The organism is Nostoc sp. DedQUE12b (genome assembly GCF_034530835.1).
Lineage (GTDB): Bacteria > Cyanobacteriota > Cyanobacteriia > Cyanobacteriales > Nostocaceae > Nostoc.
On sequence record NZ_JAVRCI010000049.1, the window covers coordinates 1 to 25,199 of the forward strand.

Annotated in this window: 21 protein-coding genes; 13 read left to right on the forward strand and 8 right to left on the reverse strand. The window is 41.2% G+C overall.

Annotation, left to right across the window (positions count from 1 at the left end; genetic code table 11):
• Positions 1-321: 321 nt before the first annotated feature.
• The 3 genes from RMY16_RS21860 to RMY16_RS21870 form a co-directional block, all read right to left on the reverse strand.
• Positions 322-1,488, reverse strand: coding sequence for an EcsC family protein (locus tag RMY16_RS21860; protein WP_322738140.1), 1,167 nt, complete (start codon positions 1,486-1,488; stop codon positions 322-324).
• Between the two features lie 308 nt (positions 1,489-1,796).
• Positions 1,797-2,600 carry an alpha/beta hydrolase gene (locus RMY16_RS21865; RefSeq protein ID WP_322660718.1) on the reverse strand — a complete coding sequence of 268 codons (804 nt, stop codon included), beginning with the start codon at positions 2,598-2,600 and terminating at the stop codon, positions 1,797-1,799.
• A gap of 269 nt (positions 2,601-2,869) precedes the next feature.
• Positions 2,870-3,595 carry a 1-acyl-sn-glycerol-3-phosphate acyltransferase gene (locus RMY16_RS21870; protein WP_322738141.1) on the reverse strand — a complete coding sequence of 242 codons (726 nt, stop codon included), beginning with the start codon at positions 3,593-3,595 and terminating at the stop codon, positions 2,870-2,872.
• A 379-nt stretch (positions 3,596-3,974) separates the two neighbouring features.
• On the opposite strand from RMY16_RS21870, the gene metG reads away from it, so the two are divergent.
• The 5 genes from metG to menH all read left to right on the forward strand — a co-directional run bounded on the left by metG (position 3,975) and on the right by menH (position 9,411).
• Positions 3,975-5,579 carry a methionine--tRNA ligase gene (metG, locus tag RMY16_RS21875; protein ID WP_322738142.1) on the forward strand — a complete coding sequence of 535 codons (1,605 nt, stop codon included), beginning with the start codon at positions 3,975-3,977 and terminating at the stop codon, positions 5,577-5,579.
• A gap of 167 nt (positions 5,580-5,746) precedes the next feature.
• Positions 5,747-6,376, forward strand: coding sequence for an NYN domain-containing protein (locus RMY16_RS21880; RefSeq protein WP_069072029.1), 630 nt, complete (start codon positions 5,747-5,749; stop codon positions 6,374-6,376).
• The gene (gene lptC / locus RMY16_RS21885) at positions 6,376-7,587 is read left to right on the forward strand and encodes an LPS export ABC transporter periplasmic protein LptC (RefSeq protein ID WP_322738143.1); all 1,212 of its coding nucleotides are present in this window, start codon (positions 6,376-6,378) and stop codon (positions 7,585-7,587) included. Before RMY16_RS21880 ends, lptC begins: the two co-directional genes overlap by 1 nt.
• Positions 7,588-7,679: 92 nt before the next feature.
• On the forward strand, positions 7,680-8,081 hold the full coding sequence (locus RMY16_RS21890; RefSeq protein WP_322738144.1) for a metal-sensitive transcriptional regulator: 402 nt from the start codon (positions 7,680-7,682) through the stop codon (positions 8,079-8,081).
• 511 nt (positions 8,082-8,592) lie between these two features.
• Positions 8,593-9,411 carry a 2-succinyl-6-hydroxy-2,4-cyclohexadiene-1-carboxylate synthase gene (menH, locus tag RMY16_RS21895; protein ID WP_322738145.1) on the forward strand — a complete coding sequence of 273 codons (819 nt, stop codon included), beginning with the start codon at positions 8,593-8,595 and terminating at the stop codon, positions 9,409-9,411.
• Positions 9,412-9,428: 17 nt separating this feature from the next.
• Here menH and RMY16_RS21900 read toward each other — a convergent pair whose 3' ends face one another.
• The gene (locus RMY16_RS21900) at positions 9,429-10,073 is read right to left on the reverse strand and encodes a glycoside hydrolase family protein (RefSeq protein WP_322738146.1); all 645 of its coding nucleotides are present in this window, start codon (positions 10,071-10,073) and stop codon (positions 9,429-9,431) included.
• 790 nt (positions 10,074-10,863) lie between these two features.
• Here RMY16_RS21900 and RMY16_RS21905 point away from each other — a divergent pair.
• The 6 genes from RMY16_RS21905 to RMY16_RS21930 all read left to right on the forward strand — a co-directional run bounded on the left by RMY16_RS21905 (position 10,864) and on the right by RMY16_RS21930 (position 19,593).
• Positions 10,864-11,706 (forward strand): HpsJ family protein, encoded by an 843-nt coding sequence (locus RMY16_RS21905; protein WP_322738147.1) that lies wholly within the window; start codon positions 10,864-10,866, stop codon positions 11,704-11,706.
• Positions 11,707-11,832: 126 nt separating this feature from the next.
• Positions 11,833-12,741, forward strand: a complete 909-nt coding sequence (locus RMY16_RS21910) for a glycosyltransferase family 2 protein (protein ID WP_322738148.1) — start codon at positions 11,833-11,835, stop codon at positions 12,739-12,741.
• 509 nt (positions 12,742-13,250) lie between these two features.
• Positions 13,251-14,015, forward strand: a complete 765-nt coding sequence (locus RMY16_RS21915; RefSeq protein ID WP_322738149.1) for a DUF502 domain-containing protein — start codon at positions 13,251-13,253, stop codon at positions 14,013-14,015.
• A gap of 279 nt (positions 14,016-14,294) precedes the next feature.
• Positions 14,295-14,936, forward strand: coding sequence for a transcription antitermination factor NusB (gene nusB, locus RMY16_RS21920; RefSeq protein ID WP_322660699.1), 642 nt, complete (start codon positions 14,295-14,297; stop codon positions 14,934-14,936).
• Positions 14,937-15,189: 253 nt separating this feature from the next.
• A complete protein-coding gene (gene ftsY / locus RMY16_RS21925; protein WP_322738150.1) occupies positions 15,190-16,863 on the forward strand; it encodes a signal recognition particle-docking protein FtsY in 1,674 nt (557 codons plus the stop codon).
• Between the two features lie 1,338 nt (positions 16,864-18,201).
• On the forward strand, positions 18,202-19,593 hold the full coding sequence (locus RMY16_RS21930) for a PP2C family protein-serine/threonine phosphatase (protein ID WP_322738151.1): 1,392 nt from the start codon (positions 18,202-18,204) through the stop codon (positions 19,591-19,593).
• A 574-nt stretch (positions 19,594-20,167) separates the two neighbouring features.
• On the opposite strand, the gene RMY16_RS21935 is transcribed toward RMY16_RS21930, so the two are convergent.
• Complete coding sequence (locus RMY16_RS21935; RefSeq protein WP_322738152.1) at positions 20,168-21,451, reverse strand: ankyrin repeat domain-containing protein; 1,284 nt, start codon at positions 21,449-21,451, stop codon at positions 20,168-20,170.
• Between the two features lie 196 nt (positions 21,452-21,647).
• Between RMY16_RS21935 and RMY16_RS21940 the strand changes: the two genes are divergently transcribed.
• Positions 21,648-22,118, forward strand: a complete 471-nt coding sequence (locus tag RMY16_RS21940) for a DUF4079 domain-containing protein (protein ID WP_322660692.1) — start codon at positions 21,648-21,650, stop codon at positions 22,116-22,118.
• Positions 22,119-22,223: 105 nt separating this feature from the next.
• Here the strand turns inward: RMY16_RS21940 and RMY16_RS21945 are convergent, their stop codons facing one another.
• Entirely contained in the window at positions 22,224-22,895 is a 672-nt protein-coding gene (locus RMY16_RS21945) for a DUF1997 domain-containing protein (RefSeq protein ID WP_322738153.1), read from the reverse strand.
• A gap of 178 nt (positions 22,896-23,073) precedes the next feature.
• Between RMY16_RS21945 and RMY16_RS21950 the strand changes: the two genes are divergently transcribed.
• Positions 23,074-23,730, forward strand: coding sequence for an NAD(P)H-binding protein (locus RMY16_RS21950; protein ID WP_322660688.1), 657 nt, complete (start codon positions 23,074-23,076; stop codon positions 23,728-23,730).
• A gap of 118 nt (positions 23,731-23,848) precedes the next feature.
• On the opposite strand, the gene RMY16_RS21955 is transcribed toward RMY16_RS21950, so the two are convergent.
• Positions 23,849-24,502, reverse strand: a complete 654-nt coding sequence (locus tag RMY16_RS21955; RefSeq protein ID WP_322660686.1) for a TIGR04282 family arsenosugar biosynthesis glycosyltransferase — start codon at positions 24,500-24,502, stop codon at positions 23,849-23,851.
• 32 nt (positions 24,503-24,534) lie between these two features.
• The gene (locus RMY16_RS21960) at positions 24,535-25,185 is read right to left on the reverse strand and encodes a type II secretion system protein (RefSeq protein WP_322738165.1); all 651 of its coding nucleotides are present in this window, start codon (positions 25,183-25,185) and stop codon (positions 24,535-24,537) included.
• Positions 25,186-25,199 lie beyond the last annotated feature (14 nt).

Sequence of the window (25,199 nt, forward strand, 5' to 3'; positions counted from 1 at the left end):
AGAACTCCGTTAATGAGTGTTTGATCCTCGTTAATCCACCTCAGAACTCCGTTAACGAGTGTTTGATCCTCGTTAATCCACCTCGGAACTCCGTTAACGAGTGTTTGATCCTCGTTAATGAAGCTATAATCTCCATTCTTTTACCTAACTTTTCGCGTTATGTGGAAAAGTCCACCAAAAACCTAACCCCCAACCCGTGGCGGGAAGGGGGAAAATTCAAAGTCTCTCTCCTTTTAGGAGAGAGATTTAGAGAGAGGTTTTCCAGATGCCGTGAAAAGTCAGATTCTTTTACGTCCTGCTTCTTGTCCCATGCCCCATGCCCTATCGCCCGATTTTATTTGTATCAATATTAAATTTACGGGCGATCGCATCTATTATTATTTGTTCAACTGGTGTAGTCTTATTGTCAAGCTGGGCAATTTTTTCACACTGAACGAGCAAGGGCATGGCAAAATCACGATTCAGCTGATTGAGCAGTATATCTAAAGGCTTGGGTGATTTGATATTTTGGGCAATGGCATCCAACGAGGTAGGACTGAGTTTTAGAGCTTGTAATTCTGGCAAAATTTCTTCTAAAGTCTTATCTGGATGACTAGCTAGGATCATGTGAACTAAGATTTGATCCATGACGGCTTCTTGAGCGATCGCACTTTCTAGATACTTTTCACTTTCGGCTTTTAATGTTGCCAATGTCTGTGGTGATGCCAGAGAAGTAGATTCATCCAGCTTGGTTTCGTAAAATCTACAAGCAGCATACCCCAATGAATAGATCATCGTTGCATTGGAACTAGCTCCAATAACTGCACCAGCCAAGGGTACATTTCGCAGCAGGCCTAATCCCGCAGCTTTCAACAAACGTCCTCCACCTAAAGCCAACCCAAAAATTGCTAAAATTTCACCTTTGCGGGCAGGATCTTTTAAATCTAGCCCGTAGACAGATGCAATTTGATAAAGCATTTCTGACTGCAATTTTGTTGTGGCTGTTAAATCAATTGCCAACAATGCCACTGCTATTCCTGGCAAAAAACTAGTGGCTAGTCCAACTGTCCCTGCTTGAGTTGCTTTTTCCACCATGATTCGGTGAGCAATCTGGCTGGGTGATTCATTTGGATACTGTTTTTTGAGCTTTTTTACCGCCGTTTCTGCTTGTTCTAAATCAACAAGGTTAGTATCGTTAATGAGCCAATTGAGATTTAATACTCCAGATAGTTTTCTAATCAGCCAATTTTCGCTGAGGCGATTCACAACCTGACCGCTGGTTTGAGTTGTTTGCTCAATAAACTTGTGTGTTTCTTTCGCCGTCGCTTCTCCTACCCCTATTGCTGTGTCTAAAACTGCTTGGCCAGTCTCAGCAACAGTTTTAATCAAAGACTCTACTATAGACGGTTCATTTTCTATTGATGATTGAGCCTGAATTCCTGCTTCTGAAGTTTTTCTGGGTGAATTAGCTAATTTATTCACCTCTATTTTTTGGGGTTTGTCTGCCATTGCTTGACACCATCTTGTAAAGCCTCTCTTTTGGTTTTAGCGAAGTTTGGGCGGCTTTGACATCTCTCAATAAGTACAATTTGTCAGAGCTGATAGGAATTATTCTGAGCTTTAACTGTAGACAGAAGATGGATGACAGAGATTTTGATTTTACCACTGATAACTTAATGTCAAAAACATTTTGCCTTCTAAAATAGTGAGTATTTCTGGAATAAGAACGACCCTTTCTTTTGGCAATATTGTTCGATCAATTACCAGCAATTAAATCTTCTTGTGTAAGTAATTGTGTATATTCATCTAATCCTACCTCAGCTATCAGCTTTACTTTCTAAAAAGTCGTTATCCTTAAGAATTTCATAGAGATTAGTATCTTGCTCTAGCAAACAAGCGTGCCCGCAATGGGGCAACACTACAATCTTGTTATTTGGTAAGATTTTCCCTATCCGGTTGACTTCGCTTACAGAAGGTAAAAGGCGATCGCTAGCACCAGCAATCAACAAAACTGGTTGAGTTAAACGCCTTAACTTTTCCTCATCAATATGAAACTCTCGCAGTAAAGACAACCGCCAAAGAACGGTTTCTGCTGGGACAGAACGCATCGTTTTTAGCAGATCGTGGCGATCGCTCCGAGAAATGCGTGACAAAGATGCTAAAAATGGCAACAAGCCTAGTGCGCCAATATCATACAATCCTGTTGGCACTAAGTAAGTTAGCTGGGATGCCCAACTTAACCAAGGGCGAAGCTGAAAGGACGAAGCTGGGTTAATTAGGATAATTCGCTCAAATAAATGGGGTGCTTGGATTGCCACTTTCATTGCCAAGCAACCACCAAAGGACTCACCACACAAGTAAACTGGTCTTTGAGAACTTTTTTCTAATTCGGCATCGATCAAGTCCAATACACTCTTAGTTAGGGCATCCCAACTGTTAAGGTCTTTCCGGGGGAGCGCCAAAGAGCGCACATCAAAGCCAGTTTCTAATCCTGCGGTTTGCGATCGCAATAGTTGACCAGTTCCATCCATTCCTGGCAAATATACCAATAGTGGATACTCTGGCTGTACTCGTTTAGGAGTTAGGAAACAAGGGTTTAGCTCAACTTCTGTGATAGTCATTGGTCATTAATCATTGGTCACTTGTACTGAGTTTCGACTGCGCTCAACTACCGCGTAATCGTACCCCTCCGGGGAAGCAAGCTACGCGTAGCGTCTCGCAGAGAAGTATTGGTCAATGGTATAAAACTTTTGGACTGCGAATTGTTGCTTTTATGAGCTTCGGTACTTTTTAGCAAAAACAAAAAAGTCTCGGAACAAGCTACTCATAGTTGTGCAGACAATCCAAAATTGTTCGACTGAGCAAAGCCGAAGTCCAAAATCGAATAGCTCTAATAGCAACCTTGACGCAATAAATTGCTAATTTCGCCCTGACAGTGTTCTGTCAGTTCAGCCACAACAGTTCTGGCTTGTTTGCCATGATATTTTTTATGATGTTGGGGCGTAATCCAATAAGGACGACCGATTAACACCGCAACTCGACGATAAATTACCAAGGGATGCCAACCATTTTGATTAAATAAAGGTTCTGAAGGGTCGAATACACTCAAAAGTCTTAATGGGAAGCCATTGGTGTTTACTTCTTCTAAGGAAGCGATCGCGATCGGCAAAATAGCTAAATCCTGCACATTTGCTCGCAATGCCAAATGGGCAAATCCCCGCTGAAACTCACCCACCTGGCTTGGCTGAGTAAATTTCACCATTGGTGCAGTCCCTTCTGGAAATACTCCCACCATCTGCTTGGACTGCAATAGCAATTGTGACTGCGAAAAAAAGCTTTGCTGGCGGTTTTGAGTTTCTTCCAAAGGAAAACACCCCAATTGACCGGTGACAATCTCCCGCATGACTGGAACTTGTCCCATGTAGTGATGGCAAGCAAAGCGAATCGGACTCGATAACGCTGCCATTAAAATCAGTGCATCCATAAAGCTGCGGTGATTGCTGACTACCAAGACGCTCGCATCCTGGGGAATGCGGTCTTCGTAATAGCGGAACATTTGCGTTGAGAATGCCGCCACCAAAGCGCGAGAAACCTCTAGGGGGCTATTTCCACTCATACCTAATCAATATATTTTCCAGTAAATATGGCAACTTGTCTTAATTTAATTTTTACATTTCTTTACTATTGCCATGACCGTCTTAAGATAGAAATATCTAATCTACAAAAGCAACTAGATTTTCTGTATTCTTGATTATGTATTTTTGATCACAATAATATCTAATAGAAACTATTCAAAAAAATTATGATTAGTTAATTTCCATTTTTTAGGTAAAAATGAGTTTAATTGATGCACATTAAAAAACAATTCTGGGCTTGATAAGTTTGCTAGTATGAAGATGTTATTGGAAAAAATGATAATAATATTGTATAATTGCCTGGCTTTGCCGATAAAAGGTAAGATATAAAACGTTTTAATAAGTTAATTTTTATTTTGTATGAATCTAGTGAATAAAAAAGAATTGACATTTGCACTGACCACACCCCTATATTATGTAAACGATGTCCCTCATATAGGCAGTGCTTACACGACGATCGCAGCCGATGTAGTGGCGCGATTTCAGAGGCTACTGGGTTATCAAGTATTACTAATTACAGGTACAGATGAACATGGGCAAAAAATTCAGCGTTCGGCAGAAAGTTTAGGAAAAGCGCCACAAGAATTTTGTGATGAAATTGTCCCTAGTTTCGTCAGTTTATGGCAATTATTAGACATTCGATACGATCGCTTTAGTCGGACTACTGCGCCTCATCATCAAGCGATCGTCAAAGAATTCTTTGAGCGAGTATGGGAATCGGGTGATATTTACCAGGGACAACAACAAGGCTGGTACTGCGTATCCTGCGAAGAATTCAAAGAAGAACGGGATCTACTAGAAGGACACCGTTGCCCAATTCATACTAACAAAGAAGTGGAGTGGCGAGACGAACAAAACTATTTTTTCCGCTTATCCAAATATCAAACCAAGCTGACAGAATTTTATCAATCTAAACCGGATTTTATTCAACCCGAAAGTCGGCGCAACGAAGTCCTCAGCTTTGTCAATCAAGGACTGCAAGACTTTTCCATTTCACGAGTGAATTTAGATTGGGGTTTTCCCGTACCGGTTGATCCCAAGCACACTCTTTATGTCTGGTTTGATGCGCTGCTAGGTTATGTCACAGCATTATTAGAACCAGATGCAGAACCGACTTTAGCAAATGCGTTAGAAACATGGTGGCCAATCAACTTGCACCTAATTGGTAAAGATATTCTGCGCTTCCATGCAGTTTACTGGCCAGCAATGCTGTTGTCAGCTGGCTTAGCCTTGCCAGAGAAAGTCTTTGGGCATGGCTTTTTGACTAAAGACGGGCAGAAGATGGGCAAAAGTCTGGGTAATACCCTTGATCCTATAGCCTTAGTGCAGCGCTATGGTAGTGATGCCGTTCGTTATTACTTCCTTAAGGAAATCGAATTTGGCAAAGATGGAGATTTTAATGAAGTTAGGTTCATTAATGTTCTGAATGCAGATTTGGCAAATGATTTAGGTAATTTGCTCAATCGCACTTTGAGCATGGTGAAAAAGTACTGTGCTGAGAATAATGTCCCATCAATCGGCAATGAAGGGATTCCTGACGAAAATCCTTTGAAAGCAATTGGTTTACGTCTAGGGGAACAGGTAAAACAAGCATACCAAGAGCTAGCTTTCAGTCAAGCCTGCGTGGCCATACTTTCATTGGCACAAGCCAGTAATAAGTTTATTGATGAACAAGCTCCTTGGTCATTATATAAACAGGGACAGCAGGAATCGGTGGAAAAGGTTCTCTACGCAGTTCTAGAATCGGTTAGACTGGCAGCTTATCTGCTATCCCCAATTATTCCGAACATCAGTAGCGATATTTATCAGCAACTGGGCTTTGGAATAAACTTTAACGATCAAATAGAAAGTTCGGTTAATGCTCCTTTTGCCACCCATGCTACATGGGGACTACTATCGAGCAAACAACAGTTGGGTAAACACCAACCTGTTTTTCAGCGAATAGAATCCCCGAAAAACGATTAGTCCTTATCAAACTCTGATTTTGTTCAATTTTTTTATTTTCTCACAAAATTTATCGTGGCTCAATTTAAATTAGCCGCAGAACATTATCATAAGCCGCTGTGACTAGCATCTAAAACTTGGTAATTTGTATCAAAAATAACAGAGATAAAAATTGAGGTATCACAATGATGTTGAATAATTTGGAAAACGATTCAATATTTACGCCAGAACAAGTTTTGGAGAATCGAGGTAGGGTCGCCATATTTATTGATGGCTCAAATTTATTTTACGCTGCACTGCAACTAGGTATTGAAATTGATTACACGAAACTATTATGTCGATTAACAGGAGGTTCTAGATTACTGCGTTCTTTTTTCTACACTGGTGTAGATCGGACAAACGAGAAGCAACAGGGGTTTTTGCTGTGGATGCGTCGCAATGGCTATCGAGTCATTGCTAAGGATTTAGTCCAGTTACCAGATGGCTCTAAAAAAGCTAACCTGGATGTAGAAATAGCAGTAGACATGATGGCGTTAGTAGATTCTTATGATACCGCAGTTTTAGTCAGCGGTGATGGGGATTTGGCTTATGCAGTAAATTCAGTCAGCTATCGTGGCGTGCGGGTAGAAGTTGTCAGCTTGCGTTCGATGACCAGCGACAGCTTAATTAATGTAAGCGATCGCTACATTGATTTAGAAGCGATCAAAGAAGATATTCAAAAAACTCCTCGCCAAAGCTATCCATACCGGCCATTATCTGGGATCGGTTTTTTGGAAGATCCCAGAAGTAGTGATGGACACCTAGAAATCCAAGAATAATGACGCATCAATTTCATAAAAGAGGGAGATGGGGAAAGAGAAAAATTCAAATTTTCTCCTCCACTCCCTCCTTTCTTATTTTACCTTTGACTTTTTTCTTGGTATTTGGTTTAGTTGGTTGCGGAAGCAAATCTCCCCTAACTTCGCAACAAAATACTGTGGATTCGTCTAATAAAGATAGCAATTTGACTTTCTTTGATGTCACCCTAGAACAAGCAGATGAAGTGGGAAGACCAATTTGGAAAGTCAAGGCTAAAACCGCAAAATACACCAAAGAAAAACAAATTGGTCAGGCTGAAAGTCCTTATGGTGAACTATATCAAGATGGTAAAATTGTTTACCAAATCAAGGCAGATGTAGCAGACATTGAACAAGATGGGAAGCAGTTGTTTCTGAAAGGTAAGATATTTGCCACAGATCCTAGTAATGGGATTGTGTTGCAAGGGAATGAATTAGAATGGCGTCCCAAAGAAGATTTGTTGATTGTTCGTAACAAGATTAACGGTACTCATAAAAAACTACAAGCAGTAGCGCAGGAAGTGCGAGTAAAAACCCGCGAACAGCGGATGGAATTTTCTGGAGGAGTAGTAGCAAATTCTATCGATCCCCAGATGCAAGTGAGAACCGAACATTTAATCTGGAATATTAAAGAAGAAAAACTGATTGGCGATCGCCCTCTAGAAATTGACCGCTACAAAGATAATAAAATTACCGATCGCGGTAAGGGAAATTCTGCTGAAGTCAACTTAAAAACAAAAATTGCCATTGTCCAAAAAAATGCTCAACTAGAATTACTAGACCCACCACTGCAAATAGCTAGTAACTCTATGACCTGGAACATGAACGCAGAAACTGTCACTACAAAATCACCTGCGCGAATGTTCCATCGTGCCGAAAATGTCACAGTGACAGCCAATCAAGGTGAAATGAAAATACCGCAAAAAACCGTTTACTTAAAAGGTAACGTCAATGCTATTGGTCAGCGTCGGCAGTCTCTAAGATCCAATACACTAACTTGGTATTTAGATAATAAGTTAGTTGAAGCTCAGGGAAATGTTGTTTACCGACAAATTGACCCACCTTTAAATTTTGCGGGTGAAACAGCAGTTGGTAATCTGCAAACAGAAAATATTGTTGTTAAAGGTGGCAGTTCTAGCGGTAGGGTAGTAACGGAGATTATTCCTCAAGAAAAAGCCAATCGTCAGCAGTAAAGTTAGGTGAATGAGTCCCACCTTCACCCATAAATTTTGGGTTGGTCGAGTACTAGACTAGGATCTTAGTAATACAAGCCTTTTCATAGCCCATGAATGGATCAAACCGATTAAGTAAGGAATCCTTGCCAACATCCCAGCAAGTAGAACATTCCCACTATCACGATACAGACCAAGAGCATACAGATCGTACTCATGGAACTGGAGAGTTGACTCATCCTCACGTCCATAGCGAAGAGTCTTTACGGCGAATTGTCAATCGATTATCGCGTATAGAAGGACATGTTCGTGGTATTAAGACAATGGTGCAGCAAAGCACCCCTTGTCCTGATGTTCTACTGCAAATTGCCGCAGTGCGGGGCGCATTGGATCGAGTCGCGCGAATTGTTTTGGATGAACATTTAACTGAGTGTATTGGTAGAGCCGCACAAGAGGGTAATATTGATGTTGAAATTAAACAGTTAAAAGCTGCTTTAGATCGATTTTTGCCTTAAGAATTAGAAAAACAATCTAAAATGTATTCGCAAAATTAGTGATGTATTAGCAGCGATACATCAAAACTCAATATTGCATCCTGACATTCACTCCAGCAACATTATATTGCCAATTGGTAGACAATCTATTTTTATAGACTTTCCTTTTTTTACTTTTTCTAAGAGGATGTTTGAAAAGTGATATGTTGTGATTTTAATCGAATTATTACCCCCTTAATCCCCCTTATAAAGGGGGGAAACAAGAAAATCCGGTTCCCTCCCCTTTATAAGGGGAGGGTTAGGGTGGGGTAAAAAAATATTTGATACATCAATCATAACTTTTCAAACATATAGCCGTAGTCACATAGGTTAGGACAGTGTTGATTGCTCAAAGGCCTGAAACGACTGGGTTTTTGTTCAGCACTCAGCACTCAGCACTCAGCACTTTGCTATACTCTAAGAGGCAACGAGGGAAAAACTTATTCCATCAGATAATAAATATGCTGTGGAATAACGATGTTTTAACTAGACTATGATCTTAAAAAACTATCAATTTCATTATTCTTTAATTGGCACTCTAGATAAACCACTAATTCTTTTTTTGCATGGCTTCATGGGTAACATTGATGAATTTGATGAAGTCATAAAATTATTATTCAACCAATTTTCCTATTTAACACTTGACCTTCCCGGACATGGCAAAACCCAAGTTTTGGGTGAAGATGAATACTATACAATGGCAAACACTGCTCATGCTTTAATCAACTTACTCGATGAGTTAAAAATTGCCAAGTGCTTTTTAGTTGGTTATTCAATGGGTGGAAGATTAGCTTTATACCTAACCCTGCATTTTCCAGAACGCTTTCATAAAGTTGTTCTAGAGTCAGCTTCCCCAGGTTTGCCAACAGAAGCAGAACGATTAGAACGCATTAAACTTGATACTCAAATAGGCAGAAAATTAACAAGAAGTCTCGAAAAAAGCGATTTTGCCAATTTTATATCAAATTGGTATAATCAACCGATTTTTGGTGATATAAAAAATCATCCAGAATACGACCGCATGGTTGAAAGTCGGTTGCAGAACAATCCACAGGAATTAGATAAATCACTGCGCTTTATGGGTACTGGATGTCAACCTTCTTTATGGGAAAAGCTACAATTCAATAAAATTCCCATGCTTTTACTAGTAGGTGAATACGATCAAAAATTTATATCTATTAATACAGAAATAGCTAAAGTATGTGAATTTGTTCAGATAAAAATAATTAGCAATGTTGGACACAATATCCACTTTGAAAATACCTTGGTATTTGGGGAAAATATCAAAAGCTTTTTATCCGCAGCAAATTAAAAATTAGGATAACTTCACTACTTCTTTACTGCCTTGCTAGAAGGAGTTGGGGATGCTGGCATCGGGGCTGTCGGTTGTTTAGCTGCGGTTAATTCTTCTTGCAACATTTTCAGGTAAACCTTAGGCAAAGAGCTACTAACAGAATTAGTTTCTATACCATATCCCAGACTTGTCCAAGTGGGAGAGAGTCGCCGCAAAACCTCATTTAACTTTCCCTGACGCAACAGTTGAGAAATATTAGTTCCCCAAACTTTAGAATCATTTAACCAACGATAAACTACTACATCTTGATATTCTGCTTCAAAACTATAAGCAGTCCAAAACATCATCTGCATTGGTTTTGGGTGATAAAGAGGGGCTAAACGATACCAAGTAATGTTGATAATTTGATATCTGCCAGCAGCCGTAGAACAATTACCTGTGTTGGGGCCTGTGACAATTGTGACGCATATCTCAGGATGTCGGCTAAGGTCGTTGACTTGCTGTCCACCGTATAACAGCGAATAGGGACGGTTTCCACTAGCCTCACTTGCCGAGATGGTTCGCATTAAAGCGCGGATATAAGGGTCGCCCTCTTTCATCACCAAAGGCGGCTGTTGATTTTCAAAGATAGGATCGGAAGGCGATCGCAAGTCTCCAATATACCATTGCAACAAATACACAAAGCCGAGAAGCGCGGCTATTGGGCCAATAAGTTTTTCAACACCTTTGAATTCAAAGCCTTTCAGAGCCTAACTCCTTCAAATTCACTCTTTTTGCTAACAAAAATCATCGACGAACTGATTCCGGTAAAGTTCACACCTGATTGTTAGTTATTATTTCCGATTTGCTCATTTTTTTAGGAATTAGCAAAAAAGAGTATAAATACAAGAGTTTGCAAGTAACTGATATACAAAATGCAGGACTCACGCATTAAATATAAGGAGTTTCTACCTCTTGCCTCAAAACCGATAGCTTTTTACTTCATGCAAAATAAAACTACTGTAAGTATAGCAAGTGAGATACTCCCAAAAATTACGCCTAAATATAAACTCAATTGCCTATGGTAGCATCTGATCTCAGTAATTATTGCTTCCTTGCTCAAATCGGGCAATAAGTCTATACAACCTCATTGCAAAGCTTCGATTTAAGTTGATACCGATGCACATCTGTGAACCCTTATAAAAGGTCTGCATTAAGACCGATTGAGAACTGAAATCAGGGAGATTGGGTAATTAATGAGTCTATTCCTCTAGCCCTGCATCAACTACGTATATTAAAATACCAGGAATTTTCTGAAGACACTGTAGATAACAAATGTTACTGTGGGCTAGTTGAAAACCAAGAGGCAGATAGCCTTTAGCAATATTGAATCTGCTTTGTGTTTTTACACAATAGTCATAGTCATGGGCACAATATTCAAGTAGCTTGAAATATGAAAATCATTCGTATTCACCACCAGTTTGAAAAACTATGGTTAACCGTTTTACTTCCGTGACTACTGCTCTCACACTTAAGGTAGTTGGAATAATCTGCATTTTGTCCTTTTTCGTTGACTTTTTGATTCTGTTGTTACCCTTTCAACCCACCGATCGGGTATGGCAAATCAATTTGGGAACAGCGCTCGTCGATCGAGGAATTGTTCCTCTAGTCGGTTTGGGGCTTCTGTTTGGTGCCTATTGGATTGAGAATGCCGATCCAGCAAGCGATCGCCCCCAAGGTATCGATTTAAGATTTCCCGCCGCGATTATCTCCAGTATTTTAGGGTTGATGTTCTTGCTGATTTTTCCCCTGCACCTAAATAACGTCAATCAAGCGAAGGCTCAAACAGTCAACCGAATCACCCAAGAAGCAGCTCAGGCAGAAAATCAACTGGACACTCGGTTATCGCAATTGCAAGCACAACTGAATACTGAGCAAGGAAAAGCGCAACTAGACCAACTGCGAAACCAAACCAAAGCTCAGTTTAGTGAAATCCTCAAAGATGACCAAAAATATAAGCAAGCAATTGAAAGCCCTCAAATTCCCGCAAATATAAAAGAGTTACTCAAGAAGGCTAAAACAAATCCCCAAGTACTTGACAAAGCTATCGAACAACAAACAGATATTCAAACGCTGCAAACTCAACAATTGAGCCAAGTTCGCCAGCGCCGAGACGAAGCACTGCAACAAGCTAAAGATACTGCTTGGAAATCTGGACTGCGGATTGGTATTAGCAGTTTGCTATTGTCCATTGGTTACATTATCATCGGCTGGACAAGCCTAAGAGGTAGTGGTGCTGTACAAGGCGGTAAACCTAGAACTGCCGCACGCTAATCCACTATTGGCATGGCAGTAGGAAATATCCAAAAATTATTGACGGCTGATACTGCCATGCGTCTAATAGCTAATAACAATAAAAAGACAATTATCACTGAGTAAAATCGCTATAAAACTTGAGTAATGTTCTCAATTTACATACTGACATATAACGAAGAACTAGATATTGCTGCTTGTATCGAATCGGCGATGTTATCAGATGACATCATTGTTGTGGATTCATGCAGTAGCGATCGCACTGTGGAAATCGCCAGTCGCTATCCCATCCGCGTCGTCCAACACGCTTTTGAAAGCCACGGACGCCAACGCACCTGGATGTTAGAGTCTATCGCTCCGAAGCATGAATGGGTTTACATTCTCGAAGCTGACGAGCGTATGACCCCAGAACTGTTTGCGGAATGCGAAAAGGCAAGTCAGAATCCAGACTACATCGGTTACTACGTGGCTGAACGCGTCATGTTCATGAATCGTTGGATTCGCTACAGCACACAGTATCCCCGTTACCAAATGCGACTCTTCCGCCACGGTAAAGTATGGTTTACAGACTACGGTCATACTGAGCGAGAAGTTTGTGAGGGTGCAACTAGCTTTTTAAAAGAAACATACCCACACTACACTTGTAGCAAAGGTTTGAGCCGCTGGATTGATAAACACAACCGTTATTCTACGGATGAAGCTCAAGAAACATTGTATCAGCTAGAACAGGGAAAGGTTAACTGGCAAGATTTATTCTTTGGCAAATCGGAAGTTGAAAGACGGCGTGCCTTGAAGGATTTATCTTTACGTTTGCCCGCCAGACCGTTGCTACGGTTTATATATATGTATTTTATCTTAGGCGGATGTTTAGATGGACGCGCCGGAGTGGCTTGGTGTACATTACAGGCATTCTACGAATACCTGATTTTGCTCAAAGTCTGGGAAATGAAGCATCTACCAAAACCTAATTTAGATACAACAGCAATTTTGGTACAAGAGAGTACGCAACAGTTGCAGGGCGCGGATTCTGAAACTACACAGGTTGATGCGGCGTGAAGAGGGCTGGAGATTAGAAGGATTTCTTGTATAGCGATGCCTACGGCGGTAAACTACGCAAAATCATAGGGCACACAGATGTGCTACACAGATCCCTGACTTTGTAAAAGTTGTCGGGGATCTTATTTATTTCTTAAGAATCCCTAATAAATTAATGTTTTTAACAGAACATTTTCATAAAAGCCGCCCCTGCTCAAAAGTGAGTGACTGACCAGATAAAATAATTTATTAGTTTACCCTGTAGTACTTTCACAATCATGAGCAACTTTTGATTAAGCGCGGTAGATTAATAATACCTAAGAAGTTGCAACAATCATTTACAAGTCTTATAAAGAAAAGTAACATCCTCTAAGAATAACTAGTCGCCATCGGATTGGTTAATGTCTATGTGTATGCTTATAGGAAAATAACTGATTTCCAGCAGCAGGCAACTTGCTGGCGTTGTAGACAGTTACTTGCGGCAGAATCTGCCAAAGTTAAAGCCTTCGGAATTTGACGAATCTGCTGGTATGGATACGAATAACAAAAGTTCCTCTAGCTTAAAACAGGAGAATCGGGGCTTGGTAATCAATCGCCTAAAACAGGACTTAAAAAACGACCTAATTGCTGGTTTGTTGGTAATAATTCCCCTAGCAACCACTATCTGGCTGACAATTACCATTGCTACTTGGGTAATCAACTTCCTCACGCAAATTCCCAAACAATTAAATCCCTTTGATGGGTTAAACCCATTTTTAGTAAATATACTTAATTTATTAGTAGGTTTGGCTGTACCACTACTAAGTATATTACTAATGGGCTTGATGGCTCGAAATATAGCTGGGCAGTGGTTGTTAGATTTTGGTGAGCGATTCTTACAGGCAATTCCTTTAGCAGGGCAGGTATACAAAACTCTCAAACAGCTTTTAGAAACAATACTGAAAGATTCTAATGGCAAGTTTCGCCGGGTAATTTTGGTGGAGTATCCTCGCCGAGGAATTTGGGCGATCGCTTTTGTGACTGGTGCAATCAGCAGTGATATCCAAGCCCAGATGTCGCGTCCTGTATTAAGTGTTTTTATTCCCACCACTCCAAATCCGACTACGGGATGGTACGCAGTCGTTCCTGAAGACGAGGTGGTGAACCTCTCGATGTCGATTGAAGACGCCTTTAAAATAGTTGTATCAGGTGGCATTGTCGCCCCCAATACGCCTTTGGTTTTCTCCAAAGAGTCCACACTCGAAGTAAAACACGAAGAAATCAAGCAGCAGGTTATTCCCGTTGAAGAAACGTGAAGAAGGCAGGAGGTTGGAATAAAGAATAGCAGATCGCACCCCATCTAATTCCAAGCCACCAACTCAGAGATTTTGGCGATCTTGACTTAAACTCCAAGAAAAGCTTTGGTTGCGGCAAGAGATATAAGAGTGTATTTCTCCTGCCCTCTGCCTCTCTGGAATCAATCTGGCATAGTCACAAGCAAATGCGTAATGTTGTTTAACTGTGTCAAAATTGATAGGCTTGTAAGTTTGTCTTGCCTAGTTAATTCAGTTCTTGCACAATCACCCCTCAGTTTTATGCAACCTCGTAAACCCCAGCAAATTGCCCGTGAATTGGCGCTTTTAAGCCTTAGCCAATTGCCAGTCAGCCCAAAAAAATTAGATAAATTGGAAGACGATCAACTAGTATCCAAGTTAGTGCTAGGTGCAGTACGCACTCTGACATCAGAAGTACAAGATACCCTCGATAATGCCGCAGGTGAACTGCAACGCAGTAACGATCGCCTCTTAAGTAGCCAAACTCGGGCCTCCGACCTCAATACTGCCAGAACAATGCTTCAAGAAGCGATCGCCTGCACCCAGACAGCAATCAATCAGTTGGGTACAGCAGTTGATTTCCCAGTATTGATTCAGTTAGCCAATCAGGACAAGGGAGTTCGGAATTACGCTAAAGAGCTTGTGATTACCGTCAACGAAAATCGACACATTATAGATGAACTCATTTCTGCTGCCTTAGTAGATTGGCAAGTAACTCGCCTCGCCCAAATTGACCGCGATATCTTGCAAATCGCCGTGGCAGAAATGAAGTTCTTAGGAGTTCCAGACAGTATCGCCATCAACGAAGCTGTGGAACTAGCCAAACGCTACAGTGGAGACGATGGTCATCGCTTTATTAACGGTGTTTTGCGCCGAGTCACTGAGCAGAAAAAAACTGCATAGTACTGCTACGGAATTAATAATTTTTATACTGCCGTGGAGAAAAGTCTGTAGCCGCTTCTGCGGCTTCCTCCAAGCGGAACCCTTCCAAAGGGAGATGCTGCGCTAACAAAGGAAACCTTTTGTCGAACTGATTTTCTTTAAACTGGCGTTGAAAGGTGAGGATAACCCGGAAGTTTTCACCCCAAGAAAAAGTACAAAGTTAAATTAAACTCATAACTTATAACTTATAACTCATATAACTAATACTGCTGCAATGGTTTTTAATTGGTTCCGTCGTCAACATAACGATTCCTCTAACACTCCTTCTGATAAGAAACAGGAAGAAACTCCTCCTGCAAAAGAACCCCAACCAGAGCCAGCCGAAACCTCAACACCAACTGTTGAAACTACACCAGACACAACGGCAGACTTATTGGCATTTGCGAAAGCTGCCTACAAAAATATTCAGCAAAAACAGCAAGTCGAGGTAGTAGAAACCCCACCCGATCCAGCAGATACCTTAGCACCATCAATACAACCTGAAACCGCAGAAACGGTAATTGCGGAAATCACTCAACCAGAAGCAACTGAGGAACCTGCTAGTACAACCGTAGAAACTACACAGCCAGAAGTTATCCAAGCTGCTAGTGAGGAAGAAATTACAGAAGATTCCTCACTAGCAGCAATTGCTGAACAGCCAGATATTTCCAGCCCAGAACTCACGGCAAGCGAAGTTGAACCAACACCCACTGAACCACTAGCTACGCCAGAGGCAACACAGCCAACAGCACCAGCTAACTTATCCTTCTTAGAACGGGCGGCGGCAGAACGGCAAGCCAAGCTAGAACAACTAATAGCCACCGCCATTGAAGTTCCAGAACCGGAGGTAGTACAGCCAGTAGCGACAACCTCAGAAACAGGAGAGGAAGTTCCGGGATTGGTATTTGATGATGGGTTTGTCTGGTCAGCGAAAGTTCTAGCAGCTCAAGGTAGGAGTGCAGAAGACGTTTCTATTGAAGAAATTACCTGGCTGAAAAAGCTCCGGCAAGGATTAGACAAAACTCGCCGTAGTATTCTTAATCAACTCAAGGCGATCGTTGGTCAAGGGCCGCTAAACCAAGCTGCTGTAACAGAAATTGAGGCATTGCTTTTGCAAGCTGATGTGGGTGTAGAAGCGACAGACTTTATTATCAATGCCCTACAGACAAAACTTCGAGAAGAAGTTACTGCACCTGAAGAAGCGATCACTTTCCTGAAAAAAATCCTCCGGGATATGCTGGATGCACCGAGCAAAACCTCCCACAAAACTACCTTTACCCCAGAAAAAGAAACTTTAAATATTTGGTTAATCACTGGGGTAAATGGTGCCGGTAAAACCACTACCATCGGCAAAATTGCCCACTTGGGACAAAAATCTGGCTATAAATGCTTGATTGGGGCAGCAGACACCTTCCGTGCCGCCGCCGTGGAACAAGTGAAGGTTTGGGGTAGTAGAAGTGGCGTGGATGTAATTGCCAATCCGGGAAAAAATACAGATCCGGCAGCAGTTGTATTTGATGCGATCGCCGCCGCTCAAGCGCGTCAAACCGAATTACTTCTGGTAGATACAGCTGGGCGACTGCAAAACAAGAAAAATTTAATGGACGAACTCGGTAAGATCCGGCGAATTATCGACAAAAAAGCCCCAAATGCCAAGGTAGAATCACTATTAGTTCTAGATGCCACTTTAGGTCAAAATGGGCTGCGGCAAGCCGAAGTTTTTTCCCAAGCTGCCCAACTCAGTGGTGTTGTCTTAACTAAGCTAGATGGCACTGCCAAAGGCGGCGTTGCCCTTGCCGTTGTACAGCAGCTAGGTTTACCCATTCGCTTTATTGGTGCTGGCGAAGGAATTGAAGACCTACGCCCCTTTTCGAGCTATGAGTTTGTCGAAGCTCTCTTGAGTGGTTAGTTGAAAAATTTCGAGTTAAAAATTTTCTCAACAGACTTAGGACTTACGCAATACTGTATGATTCTTCTCTAAGAGACACTGCGCTTTGGCGTCAGCCTCTAACAGAGAAGGAGGTTCGATAAATTAAGCTTTTTAGCTATTTTTGCGTAAGTCCTAAAACTAATAAATTTAGGGATGACTGATCTGGTATTATCACTTGAACTAACTAGAAACAGCTCAAGTCCTAAAATTATGAATTTGTCAAAATAAATGGGTGACTTTTGCTGAAATTTCTAGCTAATGCCCTTTTTGAAGTCTAAAATTGGCTTTTTAAATGTAGCATCAAGGTATTTAGTTGCGACATACAAAAGCCCCTAGACTTTCATCTTGCAGCAATTGAAAAGGGAATCGAGACACTGACTCCCATAGAACTCTGTTATGGGATGGACAGCAGTCTCAGTGGTGAAAAATGCGTTGGTGAACCAGCACAGGAGGTTTTCCCTCCATAGGTGCTTAGTGTTGCCCATGGCGACTTGTTCGTGCAACGTCTCTAGAGAGGTTTGAATTCTGATGGTTAAATGAAAACAGTCTTTCTGGCTTTTGACTTAAACTTCTTGGAAGATATTTCTTATATTTTTAGTGTCATCTCTTATATTCATATCTTACACTTACCAAATGACTCACCTCTAGAATAAATTACAAGCTAATGGTTTAACTCTGTTACATCTGACTAAAAAGATAGGTTACTTCACTTTTATCCTGTTTTGATGGGTTGAAGTTTTGCATCTTCAGCAACTCAAAATTCGCAAAACAAGAAATTAAAAATGGAAAAGCTCAATCTTGGCGATTATCCCAGTAATTATGGTATACAAATTAAGTATTTGAAAACTTATTGACATATTCTCAGGTTTGGGAACGAGCATAAGTCTGTTTTTGAGTAAATCAAGCTCTATTTGAGCGCTTATAGAGGTTTTCAGTCAAAAGACTTCTAGTCTCCTAGCTGCTTCTACCTAAACAGTTCCTCAGAGAGGGTTATAAATTATTCTTTGAATAAAGTATTCTTATGACTTTAGAGATATGTTTTGGTAGTTAAGTTATGGAAAAATGAAAAGCTTTCTGATAGATCAAGCAAAAGTAGTAATTTTTACGGTTAGAATTTGGGCTAAAAATACATGATTTGAAATTACTAACATTCCATCTTAAATACAATAAGCAAATAAAATACTTATAAAATTTGCTTGTTACGTCTTTATACTCTTGCTAAAATGGCAAGTCTTGTCTAAATATGGTTTAGCAATGCCAAAGCCAAAAGATTTATAAGTCATCTAAAATCTGCCAATATAAAGTGCAATAATACCCGTGCCTGTGTCTCAACTGCCCTCTCAACCCACTGATAATAATAGTAGTGCCGCGACGGATGTCACACCAGTTGTGGCACTCAAAGAACTTGTGGCAAGGTTGCACCGGGAACAGAACAAAATTCAAGATTTGCTAAGTTCTTTAGGATTTGCCCTGAGAAGTTTCAATAATTTGAATCAGTTTTTGGAACTGATTCCGCTGATGGCAACAAGAGTGACAGATGCAGACGGTAGCGCCCTGTTTCTTTACAAACCTAATGGTCAAGTCAGGTTAGAACAGTTACATTGGCAAGATAGTGGCCAGCGCAAGAATATCCGCAAAGCGCTAGAAATAGCCAGTAGTCAAATTACGCTTTTGCCCAATACTGCCCCCCTAGCGAATGCCACGGGGATTTTGGATGACCAGATGCATCGCTATTTGGGCCCAGATGTGCAAATCTTTGGTACGGCGATTTTGGTAAAGCATACAGAACGGGGATGGCTCTATGTCTTGAGTCGCGATCCAGAATATAGCTGGACAGAAACCAGACAAAAGTTAGTTAGGTTAGTAGCAGACCAAACAGCAGTAGCGATCGAAAACGATGAACTAGCTGTAGAACTAAGAAAAAAAGAACGCCTAGACCAAGAATTAGAAATTGGCGCAGAAATTCAACGGCGACTTCTACCACGTCAATGCCCTACAATCCCTGGTGCAGTTCTGGCGGCACGCTGTAAACCTGCCAATCGCGTCGGCGGAGACTACTACGACTTTATTGCTACCAATCATAATAAGATTCAGCCCAAAATCAAAGGTGGCAACGAAACTAGTCGCTGGGGTTTGGTTATTGGAGATGTCATGGGCAAAGGTGTCCCCGCTGGGCTGATTATGACGATGATGCGGGGAATGCTACGAGGAGAAGTGCTACATGGTAATTCGCCAGCCGGAATTCTACAAAACTTAAATAGAGTTATGTATGCGGATTTGGAAAATTCCCACCGCTTTGTAACGCTATTTTACTCAGAATATAACCCCCACAGCCGAATTTTGTCTTATAGTAATGCCGCACATAATCCTCCATTGTGGTGGCACGCAGCCACGAAAACTGTCACCCGTTTAGATACTTTGGGAATGTTGATCGGTTTGGATGCTAACAGCCAATATGAAGATGCCCAGGCACAGTTAGAGCCTGGGGATACAATTATTTACTATACAGATGGCTTGACTGATGCTGCTGCTGCTAGTGGCGATCGCTTCGATGAAGACAATTTTGTTGCTGGCTTCAATACGGCTTGTAAATACTGCAATGGACCAGAGGAGATTGTGGATTACCTCTTTGACCAAGTTCAGCAATTCATCGGTGCTGATAAACAAAACACTGATGATATGACACTAGTTGTCCTGCAAATTTTATAATCATTGGACATTTATGCTTGCTCAAGTCATGAGTCAATGCTTGAGTTTATGGTGACAGAGGATTCACCACAGTGATTTCACTAAATTTAATTTTTTATTTATTTTTCTTTGAATTTCCGTAGCGATCGCCCAAATGGTTGTATATCAACCTTTTTTGGAAACTTGTTTGTATTTAGCTTTTAGCATAATACATAAAAAATGATCGTTAGAATACTTTTCTGTTCAATTAAAAATTATATATTTTGCACATCTAGCACAGTAGGAAACGCCAAGGGGGAGAGCAGGTAAAAGGTAAAATGTACAAGGTAAAAAGTAAAAGGTAAATTTACTTCTTCATTTTTGCTTTCTTTCTATCCTTGTGACGCAAGCATTTGGTCTGCTCCCTTTTGGCGTTTTAATTTTTTATTTCTCCGCCATAGCAAGTTCACAACAGCTACGACGGAGTTTTGCTTTCTTTATTTTTTCGACCCAGATTTGGTTTTTTTAAACTTTCTTGGTATTTAAGCATTTAGCCTTTATTTAATTGATTTGTCAAGATATTTATGAAAATATTTTAGATGAAGAATTTAGATGGCTATTCTTGCGCCCCAGCTTTTTGCAGACTCCGCACCACATTTTTATAACCATTAAATTCTGCAATCATCAAAGCAGTATAACCACCCCGGTTTTTCAAATTCACATCTGCCCCAGCTTGGAGTAATAACTGCACAATTTCGCCATAACCTGCTGAAGCAGCCCACATTAATGATGTGGCCCTGGCTGAGTCTTGAAAATTTACATCTGCCCCCTTTGCTAGCAGCAAATGTACGATCTCTTTGTGTTTGCGTTCAGTTGCCTTAATTAAAGCAGTTTTGCCATCATCCGCTGGAATGTTAACATCAGCACCATAGTCTAATAAAATTTGCACCGTTTGGGTGTGTCCTTGCGATACAGCCAACGTCAAAGGAACTTCACCAAGATTTTTCCCATTTATATCTCCGCCAAAACGTAGTAGTGCCTCGACAATTTGGCTATGTCCCTGCAATGCTCCTACAAGCAGTGGTGTATCGCCTAGATGGTTCCTTATTTGGACATCTGCACCCCTGTTAAGTAATATTTGTACGACATCAATGTAGCCTTCCACAACGGCAAGGTGTAAGGCAGTTTCACCATCTTGATCTTGAAGATTAATCTGGGCACCTCGATCTAGTAAAGTTGCTGCGATCGCACTGTGTCCAGCCGCTACTGCTGCCGATAGAGCAGTTCCACCATCTGCGTTTTTCACATTCACATCAGCCCCTGCTGCTAGCAGTGCTTCCACAATCTCTATATGTCCCAAATCTGCCGCTAGCATTAAAAGTGTCTCACCCTCCTCATCTGGGATATTGACATCGACACCAGTTTGGAGAATTGCTTGTAAAACTTCTATTTTTCCCTGCTTAACGGCAAGTTTCAATGCCGTATCATCATCTTTATCAGCGATATTAACTTGGGCACCAGCAGCCAATAAAACTCGCACTACATCGATATGACCTTTGAGTACTGCTGCCATTAAAGCTGTACTGCCATCTTCATTAGTGGCATTGACATCCGCACCTTTCGATAGTAAAAGTTGCACAATGTCAAGCTGCTTAGCACTAGCTGCCAACATCAAAGCCGTCAAACCATAGGTTTTTCTCGGCAAGTTGATATTTGCCCCAGCATCCAGCAGCGATCGCACAATTTCGGTGTAGCCTAAATTGACAGCAAACATTAACGCCGTGGTGCCTTGGCGATCGCACGCGTCTACCCTCGCACCAGCAGCCAATAGCGCACACAGCCCCTTAATATCGCCACTTTTAGCAGCTTTTAGCAGCAAAGTATCGTTGTTTTCAATCATGAATAAGATCCCACACAGGGGGTTTTGTTCGTCTACCCTCAAAATTTAGTCTGAGATTGTTTATCCACTTTGGCAAGGGGGCAAAGGAAAATAGCTGGGTAAGAGGGGAAAGTCTCTTTTTATTTGTGCAACTTTAAGCACAGAAAATAGAGTTATGCTAATTTTTATGAAGATTTAATAATTAGGCGAGAACACAATGAGTCTGGAACTTTCTACGTCGGTGAAATATTGGCTGAACTTTTTCCATCCAGCGTTCATGTGGGCGCTATTAGTACTCTCAATTTATGCTGCCTATTTAGGACTGCAATTACAGCGTACCAGAAATGCTCAGGGGGAAGAGAAGAAAGAATTGATTAAAGGTAGATATAACATTAGACACTACCAAATCGGGTCTATACTCCTAGCTTTGATGGTGGCAGGTGCGATTGGAGGGATGGCCGTCACTTACATAAATAATGGTAAGTTGTTTGTCGGTCCTCACCTATTAGCAGGACTAGGTATGACAAGTCTAATAGCATTTTCTGCTGCTTTGTCCCCTTATATGCAGAAAGGGGCGAATTGGGCGCGTGCAACTCACATTTTGATAAATTTCACCCTTTTGGGACTTTTTGCTTGGCAGGCTGTTACTGGGGTGCAAATTGTCCAAAGAATTCTCACTAAAGCATAGTTTTTTGTCATTTGTCCTCTCTTACAAAGTTCTGATCGGAGGAAACCTCCGCTCAGACTTTGCGCTTTGTCATTAGTAGATGAAAAATGACAAAGGATTGTTGACTCAGCGCTTTTGTTTGGAATTCCCAGGAAATGGTATTTCTAGAGATTTATGAAAATTTTCCTGAACTTTGCGAGTTAAGCGGCGGGAGACTTGGCGGACAATTTGATTAAGTAAGCGATCGCCAGTAGATTGAATTATAGACTTAGGTAATCGCTGAATAAATCGGGGAAAGTGAAGATAAACTATCAAATCTAATTCCCATTCAACTTTTGTAACTTCGCCAATACTGCTGCAAGCATCATTTCCTATTAACTGTAGAGATGCCCGATAATCTACGTCATAACCAGGCGGCTGGTAGTCAGGAATGGGGATTGTACGGATGCGGTAAATACCCTCCTCTGGGGGCAACAATTCCAAACCTATTTTTGGTTCTACTTCATAACCGAAAGAACCAAAACGACCAATTGTTAAAGCATAGCCATTTTCCCCAAGTGATTGTACTTTCATGGGTTCAGCACAGCGCGAAAACCATGAGGAGTGAGCATTGAGATACTCAGCAACCTTCTCTACTGGAGCAGCCATTTCCATAAAATCTTGATAACGACCGTAAAATTTTGTAAGCGTCGCTACATTTGGTTCTGTTAATGTGTCCTCGGCTTCTTGGGTGGACACTACAGGTAAAACAGCTTCTGTTATTTCCCAGGATTTATATTCGCCTTTTCTTGAAAGCATAAATGCATTACTGTATATTTTGGCGTTGGTCTATATTAATGATTCCCCACATACCTGGATCATTTCGCATTCAGATCCCATTTTGACCGAAACCTTATTAATCTGCGAGCGACTCCATAGAATTACTAAAATAAAGAACTAAACAAGCACACAATAGTTTCCCAGGATAGCATTTATCATGAAAGCATTTGTAGCAGGGGCAACAGGTGAAACAGGTCGCCGGATTGTGCAAGAGTTGATAGCGCGGAATATTCCCGTCCGGGCCTTGGTGCGGGATATAGAGAAAGCTAGGGGTATTCTGTCTCCTGAAGCCGAATTAGTGGTAGGCGACGTATTACAACCAGAAAGTTTAACTGCTGCGTTGGGAGATAGCACAGTTCTGTTGGTTGCGACTGGGGCAAAACCTAGCTTTGACCCTACTGGCCCCTATAAAGTGGATTTTGAAGGGACTAAAAATTTAGTAGATATTGCTAAGGCAAAGGGAATTGAGCATCTTATCTTAGTTTCTTCTTTGTGTACTTCCCGGTTTTTCCATCCGCTAAACTTGTTTTGGCTAATTTTGTTGTGGAAAAAACAAGCTGAAGAGTATATTCAAAAAAGTGGTCTTACTTATACTATTGTGCGGCCTGGTGGGTTAAAGAACGAAGACAACTCTGATCGCATCGTGATGCAGAGTGCAGATACACTGTTTGATGGTAGTATCCCCAGGCAGAAAGTCGCCCAAGTTGCTGTTGAGGCGCTGCTTGAAGCAGATGCACGTAATAAAATTGTCGAAATTATTGCTAAACCTGAAGCAGCCTCAAAAAGCTTTAAGGAGCTATTTCAGCAGTGCTGATATTCCACAGGATTTTATTGCTTCTGCTTCTTATTCTCATCCCCAAAATAATCGACTCACATCTTCATGGAAAAGTGATGCCTACGCACTTTTTCAATTCGCCCCTTGATTTTGCTTCCTAAAGCGATCGCTCTATCTCCCGTGCAAGGGCTTGTTCCCAAATTGGCAGATCCTCCGGTCGGTCAACATCAGCTAAGGGCAACAAGTCCACGTATGATAAATTAAGTTTCTGGGCAATATCCACGGTTTTCTGGAATACTTGAGCAGTTCCCCACTCGATGTTAACGAATAGCTCCGGGATGGGTTGGCGCAAACCAATTAAGTAATATCCACCATCGATCGCAGGCCCAAGTACGAGGTCAAAGGCGTGTAACTTCTCAAAGGCTGTTGCTAAAATCTGGGCATTCACTCCAGGGCAATCTGTACCAATGATAATTACTTTTTCTGCACCAGATTGAAAAGCATCAAAAAGCGATCGCGCCATCCGCGAACCTAAATCCCCTTCTCCTTGAGACTGGTAAACCAAATCCAACCCCAGCCACTTTTGCATAAGTTGCGAATCGCCACCTGCAAAACGCACTTCCACAGATATGGAAATGGCTTTTTGTAATTCTTGAACCTGAAATATTGTATGCTCAGTCATTTCCCGTTGAAGATTGGCAGCACCAACATTTCCCAAAGCAGGTATCAATCGGGTTTTTGTCCTACCTGGTTCTGGATAACGGGTGAAAATAATCAGGTGCTGTTTTGAGTTTGCTGGTAAATTCAGCACACAATACCTTGTTTGAATCAACTAAAAATATATTAATAGCAATACTTGTCGTTTTCGTTAGCTCTAGCATGATCTTTTCCCATTCGCATGGCCCCCAAAATCGTAGAAACATAGACACAACGTCTAGCTTTACCACCATTCAAGCTGTAGAAGGTTATCTGTCCTAATCCGCCTACAGTACACTGATTTCCAATTTCAGAGATAGGACAACCGTGATAGTTAAATAAAACTCGCCACATTTGCTGTGAAGGGTGTTTTAGTAAAGTCGTCTCCTTTTTTCCTTTATTGTTTTCCTCTTCATCAATGCGAATGTTTGGCTCAAGATTATGCCATAGGTTGCCATTGTTTTTAACAGTATCAGAAATGAATTGTCCTGCCTCTGCTTGATGAACTGCCCATTGCACGACACCATTTTGTATGCGAAAACTGGTTTGCCTGGTTAATTTATCTTTAGTGGCTTGGCTTTGCGCTTGGCGCATAGCATAATAAACCTCATTTTGAGTAGTGTTGAGACGACGAGTCTCCACAAAAGTCAGCCAATTGGATATTCCGAGCGTAGCTAATATACCAATTAATACAATAACTACTAAAATCTCTGGTAAGGTAAAACCACTGTTAGAATGATTATTCTTCAAGAGATTTTTTGCATAAACTAAAGACGGTAGATGCACCAGGCTATCCATTTTTGCTTCTGGTC